The organism is Hymenobacter sp. HD11105, assembly GCF_054051685.1.
This window is the reverse complement of record NZ_JBSWBR010000002.1, coordinates 352011-369709: the sequence shown is the minus strand read 5'-3', so window position 1 is coordinate 369709 and position 17699 is coordinate 352011. Positions and strand designations below refer to the sequence as shown.

General features: G+C 53.9%; 12 protein-coding genes. 4 read left to right on the top strand and 8 right to left on the bottom strand.

Annotation, left to right across the window (positions count from 1 at the left end):
• Positions 1-133: 133 nt before the first annotated feature.
• A complete protein-coding gene (locus ACW9KT_RS07965) occupies positions 134-3307 on the top strand; it encodes a hypothetical protein (protein WP_457079104.1) in 3174 nt (1057 codons plus the stop codon).
• A 280-nt stretch (positions 3308-3587) separates the two neighbouring features.
• On the opposite strand, the gene ACW9KT_RS07960 is transcribed toward ACW9KT_RS07965, so the two are convergent.
• From ACW9KT_RS07960 to ACW9KT_RS07950, 3 genes are all read right to left on the bottom strand, one after another.
• On the bottom strand, positions 3588-4658 hold the full coding sequence (locus ACW9KT_RS07960) for a DUF6268 family outer membrane beta-barrel protein (protein WP_457079102.1): 1071 nt from the start codon (positions 4656-4658) through the stop codon (positions 3588-3590).
• Between the two features lie 8 nt (positions 4659-4666).
• Positions 4667-5122 (bottom strand): DUF2147 domain-containing protein, encoded by a 456-nt coding sequence (locus ACW9KT_RS07955; RefSeq protein WP_457079101.1) that lies wholly within the window; start codon positions 5120-5122, stop codon positions 4667-4669.
• A 459-nt stretch (positions 5123-5581) separates the two neighbouring features.
• Entirely contained in the window at positions 5582-7429 is a 1848-nt protein-coding gene (locus ACW9KT_RS07950; protein ID WP_457079099.1) for a glycoside hydrolase family 15 protein, read from the bottom strand.
• Between the two features lie 287 nt (positions 7430-7716).
• Between ACW9KT_RS07950 and ACW9KT_RS07945 the strand changes: the two genes are divergently transcribed.
• Positions 7717-8601 (top strand): universal stress protein, encoded by an 885-nt coding sequence (locus ACW9KT_RS07945; RefSeq protein WP_457079097.1) that lies wholly within the window; start codon positions 7717-7719, stop codon positions 8599-8601.
• 350 nt (positions 8602-8951) lie between these two features.
• Positions 8952-9494, top strand: a complete 543-nt coding sequence (locus ACW9KT_RS07940; RefSeq protein ID WP_457079095.1) for a hypothetical protein — start codon at positions 8952-8954, stop codon at positions 9492-9494.
• A 187-nt stretch (positions 9495-9681) separates the two neighbouring features.
• Here ACW9KT_RS07940 and ACW9KT_RS07935 read toward each other — a convergent pair whose 3' ends face one another.
• Together ACW9KT_RS07935 and ACW9KT_RS07930 are read right to left on the bottom strand one after the other, a co-directional pair.
• Positions 9682-10335 (bottom strand): DinB family protein, encoded by a 654-nt coding sequence (locus ACW9KT_RS07935; protein WP_457079093.1) that lies wholly within the window; start codon positions 10333-10335, stop codon positions 9682-9684.
• A gap of 238 nt (positions 10336-10573) precedes the next feature.
• On the bottom strand, positions 10574-12280 hold the full coding sequence (locus ACW9KT_RS07930) for a flavin monoamine oxidase family protein (protein ID WP_457079091.1): 1707 nt from the start codon (positions 12278-12280) through the stop codon (positions 10574-10576).
• A 364-nt stretch (positions 12281-12644) separates the two neighbouring features.
• Between ACW9KT_RS07930 and ACW9KT_RS07925 the strand changes: the two genes are divergently transcribed.
• Entirely contained in the window at positions 12645-13172 is a 528-nt protein-coding gene (locus tag ACW9KT_RS07925; protein ID WP_457079089.1) for a DUF421 domain-containing protein, read from the top strand.
• A gap of 67 nt (positions 13173-13239) precedes the next feature.
• On the opposite strand, the gene ACW9KT_RS07920 is transcribed toward ACW9KT_RS07925, so the two are convergent.
• The 3 genes from ACW9KT_RS07920 to ACW9KT_RS07910 form a co-directional block, all read right to left on the bottom strand.
• Positions 13240-14217, bottom strand: a complete 978-nt coding sequence (locus tag ACW9KT_RS07920; RefSeq protein ID WP_457079088.1) for an ABC transporter ATP-binding protein — start codon at positions 14215-14217, stop codon at positions 13240-13242.
• Positions 14218-14358: 141 nt separating this feature from the next.
• Entirely contained in the window at positions 14359-14967 is a 609-nt protein-coding gene (locus ACW9KT_RS07915) for a class I SAM-dependent methyltransferase (RefSeq protein WP_457079086.1), read from the bottom strand.
• A 178-nt stretch (positions 14968-15145) separates the two neighbouring features.
• A complete protein-coding gene (locus ACW9KT_RS07910; RefSeq protein ID WP_457079084.1) occupies positions 15146-17698 on the bottom strand; it encodes a DUF5916 domain-containing protein in 2553 nt (850 codons plus the stop codon).
• Between the last annotated feature and the right edge of the window lies 1 nt (position 17699).

Genomic DNA, 17699 nt, shown 5'->3' with positions numbered 1-17699 from the left:
CCATCTTTTTTAATCCAACTCAAGCTCAACTAGCCAGCAAGCCGTAATTACTCGTAACAAGTAGCGTAGCCGCACCTGAGCGGCAGTTTTTATGAAATGGAGTTGGCTTCGGCGCTTAGTGGTTGTCTTATTCTTGCTGATACTACTTGCACTGGGGCTAGTGGCCGTGTTGGTGGGCACCGGGTTTGGGCAGCGGCGCGTGGAGCAGTGGGTACGCCTGCAGCACCGGCAGAGTTCAGATTTAGTCTTGGCACCATTTGAAGTCCAGATTTCACCCTGGCGCGACTTTCCCCACGTAACGGCTTCGCTATTGGGAGTGAGCCTGACCGATACTGCGAATCAACAGTCATTAGAGGTCCTCCGCGTTGCGCGCATGGATATGCGACTCTCGCTGCGTGAGTTGCTGCGGAGGCAGATACACGTAACGCATTTGACTATTAACGATGTAGTAATGCAGGAGCGTGTCGATTCGCTGGGGCGCAGCTGGAGCCTAGGGCGTAAGGGCAAGCGGAAACAAGGACCAGGCAAAGCCCCCAAGATGAATTTAGAGCTGGAGGCTTTGATCATTAATAACTTCCGCATTGTTACCCGCAACGACTACACCGACGGCTTGTTCGCCGCGCATGTGCGCCAAGCTCGTCTGCGGGCTTACCTGCGAGGAGGCATATTGCGCGTAGCCGGCACCCTTGATGGGCAAATCGATCGGTTGGGTTCTATTGATGCCCCCTTGTTTGAGGGAGAGCCCGTGCTGGCCTGGGCTAATTACCGCTACAACTTTCGGCGGCGACAGGGCTACATTCATCACACGCGGGCTACGCTTAATGGTGATACGGTACAAATTAGCGGCACGCACACCGTCGAACCGGGTCAGCGTGGTACCCAGCTCAACTTACGGTTCGCGGGCACTCAGCCTCTACCCGATGTACTACGTATTGCGCTGCCCACGAGCTTGCGGCCCATTGTAAAAGGTGCTACTAGCCCCAGTAAAGCCCACATTCGCTATACAATTCGGGGACTGAGCGGGCCTACCGTGCGGCCGCGAAATGTGCTGCGGTTTGCTTTGCGCGATGCTCAGCTTACTTGGCCCGATACCACGCGCCACATCAAGCAATGGGATATGGCCGGCACCTATGACAACGGCCCCGATCATGCACCCAAAACCACCACGCTCACCCTCGACCATTGTCGCATTCATACCGCGCCGGGGTGGTTGGATGTAGGTCTTACCATCACCGATTTTACTCGCCCCTTCCTGAATGGTCACCTGATTGGGCGCACCGAGCTGCCGGAGTTGGCGGGCGTAGTAGTGCCAAATTTCTGGCGGGCCAGCCGGGGCACGGCCGAGCTGGATGTGAAATTAAGCGGCCCCCTCTCGCTGCCGACGGGCAGCAGCGCCCCCGAGTTTCCCGATAGCTTGGCGGCGCGGGGAAGTGTGTTTTTGCGCGATGCCTCCTTTGTACTGCTAGACCGGGGGGCAAATTTTACGGGTGTAAATGTGCTCGTAGGGCTACAGGACAATGTCTGGCATTTGTCTGATGCCTCGGGAATGCTGGATGGAATGCGCTTCAAAGCATCAGCCACTACCACGCATTTGCTTGATTATTTAATGGGCCAACACCCAATGGCGCAGGTAACGGGGCAATTCACCATAGACGAAGTACGCCTCGACCGCGTGCGCCAACTGTTGCGGCCTGCTACTAACGCTGCGACCCGCAAGCCGCCGAAGGCCCGCGACCTAGACATGAGCCTGTTTCCGCTGGGGTTGCGTCTAGATGTGGGCCTGCGTTGCGACCGGCTCCTGCTGCCCGCCGACACACTCACCAACTTAGCCGTCACTGTGCGCCACGACGGCCGCCGCGTGCAGCTCAACAACCTGAGTGGGCGCGTATGGGGCGCCCAGGTAAGTGGCAGAGCTTCATGGCCATCTGACACCACCCAGCAAGTGGCTCCTATTCGCTTCGAATTGGCCGTGCATTACGACCAGCTCAACTATCAAAACCTGGTACGCCACGCCTCACGCCCGCCCGAGCGCTCCGCTAAGGCACCCGCTAGTCCGGCCCTGCGCGAATTGCTGCTAGCGGCCAATGGCCACGTCACCTGCTCGATTGACGCTATGTACCTGTCGGCAGGCGAAAACGTGAAGAAGCTGCGACTGCGCTTGGAAAAAACAGGCAGCTCTCTGCGCATGCCTTACCTCAATTTTGCCACCACGCAGGGTGGGGTGGGAAAGGCCACGGCTACGGTGCAGGTTGTAGGTACACAGGTGCAATCGGCCAATGCTACCCTCGATCTGCGCTACGCCACTCTCGACGTGCAGCAACTGCTGCAAATGCTGGCAGGCCTAGATGTAAAAGAGAAAAATGCCCCCCAGAAAACCAGTCGAAGGACGGTGCCCGCACCAACGCCCAACGGTAGTTCCCGCGACAAGTCGTTGCTATCAAATGGCATTCTGAGCGCCGTGGTACGCGTGCAGGCCGACAAGGTACAGTACACGGCAGTGCGCGGAACGGAGTTTCGGCTGGTGTCAAGGCTGCGGGAGGGTGAGGCAGTGCTGGAAGAATGCTCCCTGAATGCGTTTCAGGGCCGCATAAGGTTGCGCGGGCGCATGCTCACCGACGCCGACCAAGATCATCATCCCCTGCACGTGCAAACCCAACTGGACGATATCGTTCTGCCTGAGCTGTTTACTACGCTCACGGCCATGAATCTTAACTTATTAAATGGCCACAACGTGCGCGGCACCCTGCGTTGCGCCGCCGACATTCACACCGACCTCGATTCTACCTTTCTGCCCGTATTTAACAACACCCTGGGCTACCTCAAAACGGATATTCGCAACCTGGAGCTATTAAACGTAGATGTATTTACGGAAGCGCTCAAGTTTATGAAGACTGAGCGCACAAGCCACTTGTTCTTTGAACCGGTCAGCACGCAGTTTTTGCTTCACGAGGGTCGGGTACTAATCCCCAGCCTGCGCCTCAATAGCAACCTGAGCAACCTGGAAGTAAGTGGCTACTACCAACTCGATGGGCGCGCCAATCTCTACGTGGGTCTTAATCCGCTGCAAGTCTTATTTGGCGACAATAGAAAGCGCGTTGATCGCATTAAGAACGACCAGCTTGTGCGCAGCAGTCGGGGCCGGCCCACTTATATCAATCTGCACCGTCCGGCGGCGGGTAGCGGCTACAAGGTGCGCTTGTTTAAGAAAGCCGAACAGCGCGAGCAGCAGGACGCCATGCGCCAGCAGGCTCAGGAGCTACTCCAAAGCGGCCGTTTGGATACCACGCTGCGACTGCTACGCCCGTAAAGACAAATCGAAGTGACAGCATTCTCCTACAGAAATCAATTGTTTTCAAATAGGCAAAAAGAAGCCCCAGCTGCAGTAACAGTTGGGGCTTCTTTGTAAGGATTGCGCTTCAGTCAACAACATACTACCATAACATACTACCATTACTTCCTACACAATACCCCCACGTGTGGATCTTGCTTTGGTTGTTGAGGCTGTCCGCAGTAGAGTTGGAAAGTGGCGCTGATCAGGTCTAGATGTGAAAATGCCCCCAGGTGCTGTCTGTTACGTAACCTAATTATTACGGACTTACTAAGTTAATGCTGATGTTAAAATACAGCGGATTACCTAGGTCATTGGTATACACTTCGCGGTTAGAGCCAGTTGGATTCTGGTTGGCGAATGCATCGAAGCGCCAGTTGTAGCGCAGGCCGGCTTGGGCAGAAACCCAGACGAAGCCCGCCAGCTGCCGCTCGTAGGTGACGCGCGGCTTCAGCTCGCCCCGGCGCAGGTACAAGTCCTGGCCATTCACTTCTCCGAGGTAATAGGCATTGCCCTCGATTTCGTAGCCAAACATGAGCAAGCTGGTAGTGCCGAAACTACGCCGCAGATTCACGCGGGCCGGAAAAATGGCTTCTACTCCCCACTGCGGAGAGAAGGTGCGGTTGTAGAACACCACCGGAATATGCAGCAGTTGCCCGGCGCGGTACGTGCGCGTCACGCCCAGCCCCCACATAAAGTTGTCGTTGCGCTTCCAGCCGTAGATGGCAGTGCCGCTGTAGGTAATGGCTTTGCTGCTCACATCATCGAAGTCGCGGTAGTTGCCGTTCAGATCAGCGTTAGCTTGCACGATAACGAAATGCTTCTCATTGAGAGGCTTGAAAGCAGTAGCGTTCAGCCCCGTGGAGCGTAGGCCCCGGTTTAAAGCCCTAAACTGTTGCGACTGCTCTGGGTTAGCAATCCGGACGCCGGTGTTCCAGTAGGTTAGGCCTAGGTTCAGGATAAAGCTGGAGCGGGAAATGACGGGCGCATTCACACCCAGGCGCACTCCACCGAAGCGCTCTACGGATTGGGTAACTTCCGGCGACGAGAGGTCCGGGCCGCTGGATGTGATGTCAAAGGACGGTTGAGCTTCGTAGCCCACCGAAATCAGTTTCGTTGGGCTCAGGTATAACACCTTTTGAGTAGCATAGGCCTTAGCACCTTTAGCGTCGGCGTCGCCAAATTCACCGAAATCGTCTGTATCTACCGAATCGGTGGGGATGACCGGCGCGGGTACCCCGGCTGGTACTGGCGCCGTTTGGGCCAGGGCGGGAGCCATAGCGGCAAGGCCTAGTGTCAGCGCAAAGCTGCAGAGTAGTTGTCTGGTCATGGCGCGAACTAAGCTTTCTTCACCTGCCGTTTCCACACATCTGTGCGGCCAAAGAGCGAAACTCCAATGAAGCCACGTACTTCGAGCGTGTTTGCGTCGATAAGCTTCATTTCGCAGGAATAGTCGTTGCCGGTTTTGGGGTCGTACACCCGGCCTCCCTCCCACGTGTTACTACCGGCGTACACAAACTCGCGCAGGTTTTCCAAGCCTTTCAGGGGCCGGGTGCGCAGCTTCTCATCCGGATTGTTGACGTCGGTTCGGGGGGTGCCGTCGGGATTATTGGGCACCTTAAGCCACACTACACGGCCAAAGTATTTATCACCTTTCTTGTACACCTGCACCATGCCGGTGCCTTCCCCATTCTTCCAGACGCCCAGCACGTCATCGGCCTTTTGAGCCATAGCCCACGTAAATGTGGTGCACAACAAGAAGATTACTAGTAAGCTTTTCTTCAACCAATTCATGATTAAAATGTGATTAAAACGTGTTTAAAGATGTCATAAATATAGGTATACTCCCTTGATATAAAAGTATTACTATCATTTTTATAGATAAATATTTTATAGAGCCAAGACTACTGTTGCTTTGATGGCTTTTCAGTAAAAGCTTTATTCATTGAAGGACAGAGGAGTTAACTTAATGCTGTCGGCATTTTACCTGCTTTGATTGCAGTGAGCGTGGCTGCTGCGGGTGTCCGTCGTTGGTGGCTCAGAAACTTCCTGCTCCGCTTCATGGTCCCCCAAAATGCCCCCAATGCCTGCCCTAAACAGTTATAACCTAATCTCTTATTCCTTTGGTGAGGGCTGCCAGGAATCCAAGGTGCAGATTGTAGTTATGGAAGGTGTCGACTTAGTAAAGTTTCCGCTCTATGGCGAAAACTCTACTAAGTTGCTAAGGGGCGCCAACGTAAGATAACGCCCCATTTATACGTACCACCTTGCGTGGGGAGTGCTTTTGCCTGGGGGGCTATTTAGGTCGCGGTTGAGTTGGAAGGCGGCGCTGATCAGGGCCAAGTGGGTGAAGGCTTGGGGGAAGTTGCCGAGTTGCTCGCCTTGGTCGCCGGTTTGCTCAGCAAACAAGCCTAGATGATTAGCGTAGCCCAGCATTTTCTCAAAATACAGCCGTGCCTTTTCTACCTGTCCGCCGCGGGCTAGGCACTCGATGTACCAGAACGAGCAGATGTTAAAGGTGCCCTCGTCGCCGGTGAGGCCATCGGTGGCGCCGCTGGCCAACTTGTAGCGGTACACCAGTGAGTCGCTCACTAGGTTTTCCTCAATAGCTTTGAGCGTGGACAGCCAACGCGGCTCGGCTGGACTAAACATGTGCACCAGCGGCATGAGCAACACGGCCGCATCGAGCACATCAGCGCCTTTGTACTGCACAAAGGCCTCCATGTCGGGGTTCCAGTAGTTGTCGTACACGTCTTGATAGATGGCGTCGCGGGTGCGACGCCACTCGTCGAGGGGAGCAGGAAAGGAACGGTTTTGGGCGATGAGAATTCCCCGGTCAAGGGCCACCCAGGCCATTACTTTAGAATAGATAAAATCCCGCTCCTCATCGCGCACCTCCCAGATGCCGTGATCGGGGCGCTGCCAGTTCTCGGCCACGTAGTCCACGAACATGCGCACGTTTTGCCAAAAAGCGTAGGTGATGGGGCCGCCGTCTTTGTTGTAGAGATAAATTGTGTCAATCAGTTCCCCATAAATATCCAGCTGAAACTGCTGGGCCGCCGCGTTGCCAATGCGCACCGGCGCCGAGCCGCGGTAGCCTTTTAGGTGGTCGAGCATCTTTTCTTCGAGCTGCGAGGAGCCATCCACGGCGTACATGAGCTGCAGTTCGGAGGCGTCGGTCATGGACTGGCAGCGGTCCATCAGCCAGCGGATAAACTCCTTGGATTCATCTACAAAGCCCAGGCGCAGAAAGGCATACATAGTAAAAGCCGTGTCGCGGATCCAAGTGTAGCGGTAGTCCCAGTTGCGCCCCGCCCCGATGGTGGCGGGTAGTCCAAACGTGGCAGCGGCCACCGTGGAGCCGTACTGCAGGGAGGTCAGCATTTTGAGGGTAATGGCCGAGCGCAGGACCATCTCGCGCCAACGACCGGTGTAAGTGGAGCCGTCGGCCCAATTCTGCCAAAACGCGACGGTGTCGTGGAAGGCATCGCCCACGTAATAATCGAGGGTTTTGGACGTAAACTGGGAGGTATCCTGAGGTACGCCCTCGATGACAAAAGAAGCCACGTCGCCGTGGTTCAGCGTCCAGGTACCCGTTACGTTGCCATTTTCCAGGGTGAGGGGCTGGTTGCTCAGCAAACGCAGCTGATAGCCATCGGAACCAGTGCTGCGGAATAGAATAGCGTCATCCTGCTGCTCCGTGTCGTGTTGGGCGCGGGCGTAGTCGAAGCGCGGCTGGAATGTCATGCTAAACGTGAGCTTACCTTTTACCACGCGCAGGGCGCGCACCACGGCGCAATGCTGCTCGGGGTGCTTTACGGGCATAAAATCGGTCAGCTCAGCTATGCCTTCGGGGGTGAGGAAGCGAGTGATGAGCACACCCGTATCGGGCAGATACAGCTGCTTGTAGCGCACGTCGTCGCTCACGGGCGCCAGCTGCCAGAAGCCGCCTTTTTCTTTGTCTAGCAAAGCAGCGAAGATGGTGGGCGAATCGAAGCGGGTGAAAGGCAGATAATCAATAGAACCGGTGCGCGACACCAGCGCCACAGTGTGCAGGTTGCCGATCAGACCGTAGTCTTCGATAGGAAGATAGTTGTTCATGCAAAGCGAGAAAAAAAGCCCAGGGAAACTGGTCCGTTACTGCTAACGAAAAAAGCAGAACCATGACTAAGGAAGTGCACTCTGGGGGGCTTTTTTCGGCTTCGTAGCTTAGCAGTAGCGTGGAGTTGGGCTTTGCGGGCAGCATAGCAGGCTTGTGCTTCATGGTCAAGCAGTTCGCACAGCTGCTCTCCCTAAAATTCATAATTTGTGGCAATACTTCTATATTTTTTTATTTAAAATATATCTGTAAATTATTACACCATAGTACGAGGGCAAAATGCCCAAGTATGGCTCACCCTTCCACGCTCACAGCCATGCATAATATTCTCGTCCCAACCGATTTTTCCCTCGAGTCACACCACGCATTGGAGGTAGCCCTGCAGCTGGCTCACCGCAACCGCGGCCAGCTTACGCTGCTGCACGTGGTAGATGCGCCCAGTGGCTCCAGCATGACCTCGACTGGTGGCGGGGTCGGCAAATTGTCGCTTAACAGCGTATTCATGGTGCAGCTGCTCCAGCGCGTGAAGCATCAGATGCACGAGCTTATGAAGGAGGTAGCGCGAATAGCACCCGAAGTGCCCGTGTACGACCGCATAGCTACCGGCGACGTGGACGAGAGTATCCTGGAAGTCATTCGCGAGAAGCAGATTGATCTGGTAGTAGTTGGCGCGCATAAGCACGCCCCTTCCAATCACCTATTCGCTCCCGACTCCCACGCTGAGCGCCTAGTGCGCTTAGCTCCCTGCCCCGTGCTCACCGTGAAGCATCCAGCGCCCCACTTTGAGGTGCGTTCCATCGTCTTTGCCTCCGATTTCTCCCCCGAGGCTCATCGGGCGGTGAGCAGCCTGCGCCAGGTGTGCGCGGCTTTCCCCGAGGCTAAGCTGCACTTACTGGACATTGTAACCCGCGCCGATGACTACTCAGCAGCCATTGACCGCATTCATGCCTTTGCATTTCGTCATAATTTGAACGACTACGAGGCCGACGTGTATAATGCGCCGCTGGTGAGCGATGGCATTACTCACTACGCCGAGCGGTCCCACGCCGATCTGGTTGTCATGCTCACCCATGGCCGCACCGGCCTTATGCACTTACTGCAAGGCAGCATTGCCGAAAGCGTAACCGTGAAGGCCTCTACTCCAGTTCTCACGTTTCATCCCGAAACGTATTAGGCAACCGCGTGCGGTTGACAGAGTTCGTCCGTAGTGGCTCCCTAAAGTATAATTTCGCAGAAGCATTCGTACCTACCAACATAAAAGGCTCCGACGATTGTCGGAGCCTTTTATGTTGGTAGGCATTCAGTAGCTAGATTAGCGATGCCCACCTATTTCCGGGTGAATACGCTAATAGATTATTGAATAATTCAAGGCATAAGTCTTATTATCTCATTAAATAGAAACTCAACTCGCATCCCGACTCACTAAGAAAATTTATATTTTTGCCTTGAAAATAACAGCCCGTATACTAGCGCGCAATCCTATATTTGAGGGTTTATACACCTCAATTTATCTGCTGTTAACGAATGTCCTTTTTACTCCGTAGCTTTTTTACCACCGCGCTTGTCGGAAGCATTACCATAGCCACTTATGCCCAATCGGAGACGCCGGTTCCTCCGTCCGTTATCACTGAAGCAGTCACGGTGTCTCCCGCTGCTTTGGATCCTTTGATGCCTCCTACTGAATTAAAAGGGGGCAGTTACAAGGATGGTAAGTACAGAGAATATTTGCTCAAACACTACCCAAATGACAAAGAAGCTCGTGCTGTTATTCATTTATTTAGTCGCAAGCAGCGTGGCGGCTTTGTATGGCTGACCGCGGGAGCAGCCACTATCGGCTTAATTGCAACTCAGACTGGTACCACTACCCACGACTCAGGCGTCGCGTACACCTTCGAGGTTACGCCTTTAGGATATGGGCTGTTGGTGGGCTTGTTTGGGGGTGTTGGCATTGGCAAACTTTCTCGCTTCAGCAACAATAAGCTCTACCAAACTCTATCGGCCTACGACCAAACTAAAACTCTGCCGGTTTACGTGCAGAAAAGACTCACAAAAAAAGACCGTAAGTAGCGAGCCATATCCTGCGCCAACAGTTAGCTAACACTCACGATAAATCAACAAAAGGCCTCGGCAGATGCTGAGGCTTTTGTATGTCAAAAGAGCTTGCAATTGATCTAGCTTAACCTATCACACCATTCCTAGCTAGAAATATCAGCGAAGCAGCTACGGCCACCCAAGTCCACAAAGTTTTGCTGTGCTAGTCATTTGTCTTTTTGACCGTGGGGAGGCGGCTTTTGAGCCACTTAATTTGCCCGTTGTGATTGGACTCGTGCTCGCACACGTGAAACCATTTGCAGTAATTATTAGTCGGGCCCCAAGACCAAGTAGTGTCTACTGCCATCAGCCAGGCATCATCCCGCAGCTGTAGTTCGCGCAGCGACGTGGCACGCACGGTCTGTAGGGTGTTCAGGTAATAGTCGAGAGGCTTGCCCTTGATTTTTTGCCGGGCTTCTGCGCCTAACTCTAGCGGCGTATCCCACTGCTTTTTGGTGGGCTCATCGCGGTCTGACCACTTCCGGCCTTCAAAGGTATCCAGCTGATAAAAGCGCTCAACGGCCGCCAAATGCAACAGCATCGCGCCGATGGAATTTGCCTTAGCGTCGTGCACATAATCCAGTTCGGCCACCGTCAAGCCGCGCACCGAACTCAGGACCACTGCCCGCATCCAATCCAGCATGGAAACCAAGGTTCCGACCTGTGGTGAGTAGCCTGTTCGGGGACCAATAATGTTAGGGCTTTCTTCCGCAGCAGCCATGCTACAGCCAACAGCTGGCAGCAATGGCAGGCCCAGGAGCCCAGTCGTGAGGGTGGCCGTGGTTTTCACAAATTGGCGGCGGTCTGAAGGCTTCATACTCCACGGTTATTTACATGAAATGTACTGGCACTGGCATACCTCTCACCATAAGGTTTGCCCTGAGCCTTAGCATATAACGAGTGCGAAACACAGGCAGTTTGGTTGTGCTTTGCGCACAGAAAAGTCGTTTTTCAAGCAAGTTCCAGTTACCACCATTAGCAGTTTGCAAAAAAGCCCCCCAGGATTGTCTGGGGGGCTTTTCATGCTCAAAGCGCAAGGTTTAAGCTAAAATGCGCTAAGCCAGCACTGCCTCTCGCTGCCGCATACGCCGCTGCAAGGCCGTGCTCCGACTGGTGCGTAGCGCAGCTTGCAGTTCTTCGGCCGCCATCCGGCCCGTTTCGGCAGCCCCGTTCATATAGCCTTGATACCAAGCGCTGCAATGCTCACCGGCAAAGAACAAGTTGCCAACGGGCTTGCGCTCAGCTCCAGCAATGGTTGTGTATTGGCCCGGCCGGTAACAGGCATAGCTAGCCAGTGTGTACGGATGCGTGGGCCAGTGCATGCGCACGACTTGCCCTGTATATTGTCCGCGGGCCGCGGGCCAGGCCGCTTCCAGCACCGGCAGGTAGCGGCTCACCTGCGACTCTGCCGAGCCCGTACCCACCCGCATTCCTTCTTCCCCGCCCAAGTACACGGTGTAAGACGACTGAGTGGTAGGCTGCAGCTGCCCCGAATCCCAGCCAGTTTGCACAGTACAATCGGTGAAGATGTAGCCGGTGTAGCCGTTGGTGCGCCAGGGCCGGCTTTTGAAGCCTAGTATCAGCTTGGCGTTGGTACCATAGCCCAGGTTTTGGATGGCATTGGTTTTCCAAGCCGGCAGGGGCACCTGAATATTGATTTGGCGCAGCACCGTGAAGGGTAGCGTGAGCAACACGTAGTCGGCGACTACCTCCAGGGGCTTGCCAGCAGTGCGCTCAAAGGTGAGCAGATACTGGCCGGATGCGTTTTGAGCCAGCTTTACCAGTTTGTGTTGTAACGTGATCTGGCCGCTCAGTTGCGCCGCTAATGCGTCGGTGAGGCGCTGATTACCGCCCTGGATTTTATACCGCTCGTCGCTTTCGCCGAAAATATCGAAGGCCCCTTTGTGAGTATCAACCGAAAACAAATACAGGAAGTTGATGGCCGACTGCTCGGTTATCTCGCGGCCGTACTCCGTGAGGTAGGCCACATCCAATAATTCGCGCAACAGCCCTTCCTTGATTCCCACAGAATCGAAGTACTGGGCAATGGAAAGCTGGTCGAAGCGCGCCACGGCGGGGGTCACTTTCTCATACGTGATAGTGCCTGGTAGCGAGCGAATATCGGCAGCAATCTGGCGAGCATAAGGCTGAAAGGCCTCAATCACCTGCGCCACTGTGTAGTGCTGCCCGTTGAAGAAATAGGCGTCTTTTTGCAGAAGCGTTTCGCTGGGCGCCTGCACGTCGAGGAGGGGCAGGCCAAACTCGCGTACCAACTGTAGCATGTCACGGTGGCCACTATCGATAAATTCGCCCCCCAGCTCGGTGGTAAGGCCCGGAGCCATGAGGTTGGTAGCGGTAAAAATTCGCCCCCCGGCGCGGTTACTGGCTTCATAAATAGTAGCGCTCACCCCCGCTTTGCGCAACTGATAAGCACAGTTGAGGCCCGCAATGCCTGCTCCTACCACCACAATGCGCGGTTGAGAGCCTTTAGCATCGAAAGTGTTTGTGCTACTTAGGCTAGATGCGGGCTCCACTATTTCTTCTGCGCAGGCGCTGAGCAAGCCTCCTGCACTTAGGAGCAAACCAAACTTGGCAGTATTAGCGAGGAAATCGCGGCGGCTCTGACTGGTTGCCATTTCGGCCAGCTCTTCGGCCGCAGGCGCACCGGGTTCGTTGGCAACTGTAGCCAGGCCGAAGGCACGTTGCAGGGCCCGTAATAATGGCGTACGGGGTTTATTGGGAGGCGTAGAAGATTGTTGCATACACGAATGCACTTGATAGTTTGATGAAATAGAGAACTTTTAAAAATAAGTATTATTAAACTAATTCGGCAAAAAGTACAGCATAATTTTATGACCTTTAGCCTCTTAGCTCGTCTATAAAAAAACCCTCTTTTCTTAAGCACTAAAACAAATAGACGAGTAGCACTATAAAGCCCTTTGCTACCCGTTGCTATCTAGTAAGCCCGTGTATTAACAGATAGGTAGCTCATGCGCACCCTGCTGCATAGTGTGAAGCCTAGTCCCGATTAGATATTTGTCGTAAAAAGCTACAGGAATAGTCACCTCATATTCTATGCAGCGACTTTGACTTTGTACTTAGCACTTTCCCCTAACCGATCAGGCTATGTTTGAGCAAGTAGATTGGCAAACCTTGTTTGTTCCCACTACACCTTTGCTGGAAATATTTGTCCGGGGCACCCTTATTTACCTTGGCTTATTTCTGTTGTTGCGGGTGCTCCTAAAGCGGGAGTCAGGCACGTTGGGCATTACTGATATGCTGCTGGTAGTGCTAATTGCCGATGCCGCTCAGAATGGTATGGCTGATGACTACCGCTCCATTACAGAAGGCCTATTACTAGTGGCTACCATTATATTCTGGAGCCTATTTTTAAACTGGATAAGTTTTCGTTTTCCGCTACTTGAAAAGCTGGTTAAGCCCGGCAAGCTCTTGCTAATCAAGGACGGCAAAATGATTAGGGCTAATATGCGCAAAGAGCTGATTACAGCCAACGAACTCATGAGCGAAATTCGCTCCAACGGGCTCACCGACATCTCAAAAATCAAGGCGGCTTACATGGAGCCGACTGGCCTTATCAGCATAATTAGCACTGAGGAAAGTCAGGGCAAAAAGAAGGAAAAGACGGTTGTTTAAACTTAAGGAATTGAGGCTACCTGCAAGCAATTTTATGCTTACTGCGCAGCGTCCGTCAGAATCAATTTTACAGGTACCAAACATCAATAGCTGCCACTGTAATAGCTACATTATCACCGGGAGCGACACCATTTTCTTCGGTGCGGAGCGTGACGGTAGTTTGGCCTAGCTGAACTGCAACTTCAAAGTAAGAACCGTAATACCGAACCGCCAGTACTTGGCCCGTAAGGCTATTTTTCTTGGTGGTTAACTTAATTTTTTCTGGCCGTATCAGCAGCTTTTCACTAGTTGCTTTTGTGCCAGCTAGAGCGGATAAAGCTTTTACTTGAGCCGCGTCCGTTAGCAGATTATATCCTCCAAATAACCCGGCCACGTACTCATTTGCGGGCTGCTTATATATCTGTAAGGGAATTCCTTTTTGAACAATTTGCCCCCCACGCATTACCACTATTTCGTCGGCCCAGGATAGCGTATCTAGCGGGTCGTGGGAGATGAGAATACAGGTTATTTCCAGCTTGTCGCCAATATCCTGAATTACCGCTTTCAGAATATTCTTGTGCACCATATCCAGGTTGGAGAATGGCTCATCGAGCAGCAGTAATTTCGGTGAGGCCAGCAGCAATTTGGTTAGGGCAATGCGCTGCCGCTCCCCACCCGATAACTGGTCGGTGCGGTGCGTACCCAGGTGGCCAATTCGACACACGTTGAACAGCTGTTGGGCTTCTGCTTCGGATAGCTTATTCGCGTACTTTAGTACTTGCTCTACCCGCAAAAACTGGGGCAGCTCGTACTGCTGCGACAAGTACGAAATACCCGGATTGCCGGGCATCAATTGCTCGGCTGGGCCCTTCACTCTTCGGCCTTCAAAATGCACTTCGCCGGCAGTGGGCTGCACTAGGCCAGCGATGGTTTGTAGCAGGGTACTTTTGCCGGCTCCGGTTTCGCCGGCTAAGGCAATTTTCTGTAGTTTCTGTTGAGTAAAGCTTATGTCTTTTAATACATACGCATCGTTTTCCTGCAAGCATATTCCCGAAACAGTTAACATCAGACAAGCAGAAAAAAGCAGTAATGAAAAGTATAGCTGAGCTCAAAAGTAAGCACGCAGCAGTCACTACCTCTCAGCCCCCATGCACGAGCTACTTAGACAGCCATAACTCATAGCAGCTGATGCTAGCCTTACTACCATCTAGCTGGAATGGGAAGCGGCGGCAACTTCTGGCTGCTTACTACTCGCGGCGGCGGGATTAGGTGCGTATACCAGCACGTGGGCAGGCGGCAGATTCAGCAGAACATGGGTGTCGCCGAGTGAAGTAAAAAACCGCTCAAACAGGCGCTTGTTGCGCAGAGAATACTGAAACAAAATCAGCTTGCCTGCTGGCTGCAACAGCTGTTGGGTATGCTCCAGAATGCGCCAACCAAGGCGCCGGGGCAAAGAGGAAAACGGCAGGCCGCACACCACGTAATCAGCTTTCTCCCGACCGATTTTGGTTAGATACTCACCGGTTTTATCGGCCGAGCCGTGAACGATGTGCACGTTGGGCTGGCTGGAATACCGCTCTTTCAAAATCTCGCTGAACCGCCGATTTACTTCCACCAAGAGAATAACCGTTTCGGCCCGGCGACGCTGCAGAAGCACATCGGTAAAAACGCCCGTGCCTGGCCCGTACTCGATGATGCAGCTGGCGCTGGCAAAATCGATAGGCTCCATGACTTTATCGGTAAGCTCCCGAGAGCTAGGCACCAGCGAACCAACGGTGGCCGGATTGCGAAAAAATTCTTCTACGAAGGAGGGCACAATGAAACGGCAGTTGAGAGAAGTGAATAGAAAAGCAAGTGGCGAAACCAGCAGCTTGTACGGCAAAAACTGCCTTGGGTAGTTCCTACTCCCCTACTATCTGCCAGAAAAAGCCCCCCAACGCCGGAGCCTATTGCTAGGGCCAACGCTGGGGGGCTTTTTCCCGAACCCTTGGTGTTTATTTGGTTTTTCTAAAGGCCAAGTAATCGAGGAAGTAGAGGATTTTGATGGAGACGGAGTTGTTGTGGGGGGTGTTGATGGTGTTGCTCAGGTTGTCGAAGTACAGGGGCGTAGCCTCGTTGGCTTGTAGAAAGGACGTACCCGCGTTCTTCCACACCACGCTGATCTGCGAGCCGGGGGCAAACCACCAGGAGTAGACCGCATCCACGTTGAAGGCATTGTAGGTGTTGTCGCGGTTGCGGCGGTAGTCGACCAGCTCCTCTTCTCCGCCGGGCAGCAGGGCAGCGAAGTCGGCGTAGCGCACGTTGCTCGTGTAGTGGCGCGTACGCACGGTCAGGGACATGCGGTTGGTGAACGTGTAGGCCACCGAGACGATGTTGGAAACCGTGGCTACGTCGCGCCGGCCCAGAATAACCTTTCCCATAAAGGGCTCATCCATGGGCTCATCGCGCGACATGCCGCCGTTCACGTAGCCAATCTGGTTGCCATCGAAGCTCCAATCGAGGCTGTATCGAAAGGTGAGGTGGTCATTTACGCGGTAGCGTGGGTAGGCACCGAAGCTGTAGCGTACCCGCCGGTCGCGGGCGAAGCGGTCTTCCAGGACGTAAGTACTATTGCCGGCGTTCATGCCCAGGGCAAACTTCTTGCGCGTATCCGAATTGAAGAACACAACCAAGCTAGTGCTACCCGGCACCCGCACGTAATAGTCGCCCAGGGGAAAAACGCGGGGCTCAAAATAATCATGGTTGCGCGGGTCAACGTTGAAGTCAAAGCCAACTTGCAGAAAGTTCTTGGTAAACGTGGTGTTGGCCCCCAGGTAAAAGCTCGTGCTCTGATAGCGCGTGGGTTTATACAGCAAGGTATGCCTTGCCTGCCCAAACAGATAAAAGTTGTTTACCTTCCAAAACGGCTTGTATTTCCAGAAGCCAAAGTCAGCAGATTGGGTGATTTTGTTGTTGCCAAACAGAATACCTAAGTCGTTGGGGTTGTAAGTATCTGACTCGATGCCGTGGTTGAGGCCCCAGGTAAATTTGCCGCTGATTTTGCCTACGCCTACCCGGTACTTGTAGCCGTCTTGGTCACTTACTTCATTGTCGGAGCCAAAGGCCGTACCGCGGCGCCGCGAGTACACCAGGCTACCGTCGACAGCATAAGCATTCTTCTTGTCAGCGAAGCGAAACAGCCCTCCGGTGACGTTGGCATCGTAGGTCTTGCCCCAGCGCGTAACGTTGGTGTTGATCAAGCTCACGTAGGAATTGTTCTTCAAGCTCTGGTCCAGCACAGCAATGCTGTAATTGCTGAAGGGCTGGGTCTGCACTTCACGTTCCTCCCCTGTTTCGGTATCCCGCACGGTGGCGTACACGTCATTAGACAAGGCATTGAAAACGCCAATGCCCAAGCCCTTGCTGGTGCGGCCCGAAACTTTGGTAGCGTTCAGCAGCCGGGTTTCCGACGGGTTACGCACGACTTTGGTCGAGTCCGTATCTTTTAGATCGTAAAAGCCAATGGGCGTAGCACCTACCCGACGGGAGTAGAACAAGTTGCCCTTGTTAAAGAGCTCGGTGCCTTCGGTGAAGAACTGGCGGTTCTCGTTGAACTGCACCTCAAAGGGCGAGAGGTTCAAGACTTGGTTGTCGCTCTGCACCTGCCCAAAGTCGGGCACCAGGGTAGCGTCCAGGGTAAAGCTCTCGTTGATGCCCCACTTCAGATCCGCGCCCCCGTTGAAGGACGTAGTTGTGCGGCGCGTGCCTTCCGCGTTCAGCGGGTTGTGGTTCACGTAGGTCGACACATAGGGCGTCAGTGACAGACGCAGCGGGGGTTCTACGTTTTGAATGCCACGCAGCTCACCCCACTGGTTTACGAAGCCATCTACTTCGGGCTTGACTTCGTTCCAGAAAAACTGTGCATTGTCGCGCTTGCGTTGGCGGGCAAAATTCAGCCCCCAGAGCTGTTCTGAGGCTTTGCTGAAGCGAATAGCGGAATAGGGAATGCGCAGTTCGGCTATCCAGTCGGTGCCACGCTGGGCAGTTTGGGCATCCCACACCGCATTCCAGTTCCAGTCTTCGCCTACGGCCGGCGAATAGCGCGCATCAAGCTGCACGCCGGAAGTGGTTACGGTGAAATTGTAGCCGTTTAGTTTGTCATTGTAGGTATCCAGAAATATCGAAAACAGATCGGTGTTGCCGAACTGGTCGCGCTGGGTCATTTCGCGCAGAATCGAGTCGGGCGACACGTCGTGCATAATGGCGCCGATGTAAAGGTTCTGGTCGTCGTAGAGCACGCGCACTTCCGTCCGTTGCTTTTCCGGTACGCCGGGGTTTGGCCGCTGCTGAATAAAGTCGGTAGCAATGGGGGCCTGCTGCCACACAGCCTCGTTTAGCTCGCCGTCGAGCTTAATTGGCTCCGTGATGCGCACGGCCTGGAGCTGGCGCTTAGGCGCTGCCGTGGCGGAGGAGGTAGCAGCCGGGGTTTGCTGGGCTACCGCAAATTGCCCCCCAGCCATTAATCCGGCAAGCAGGAAGCAAAAACGCAGCGTAGAAGTGAAAGACATA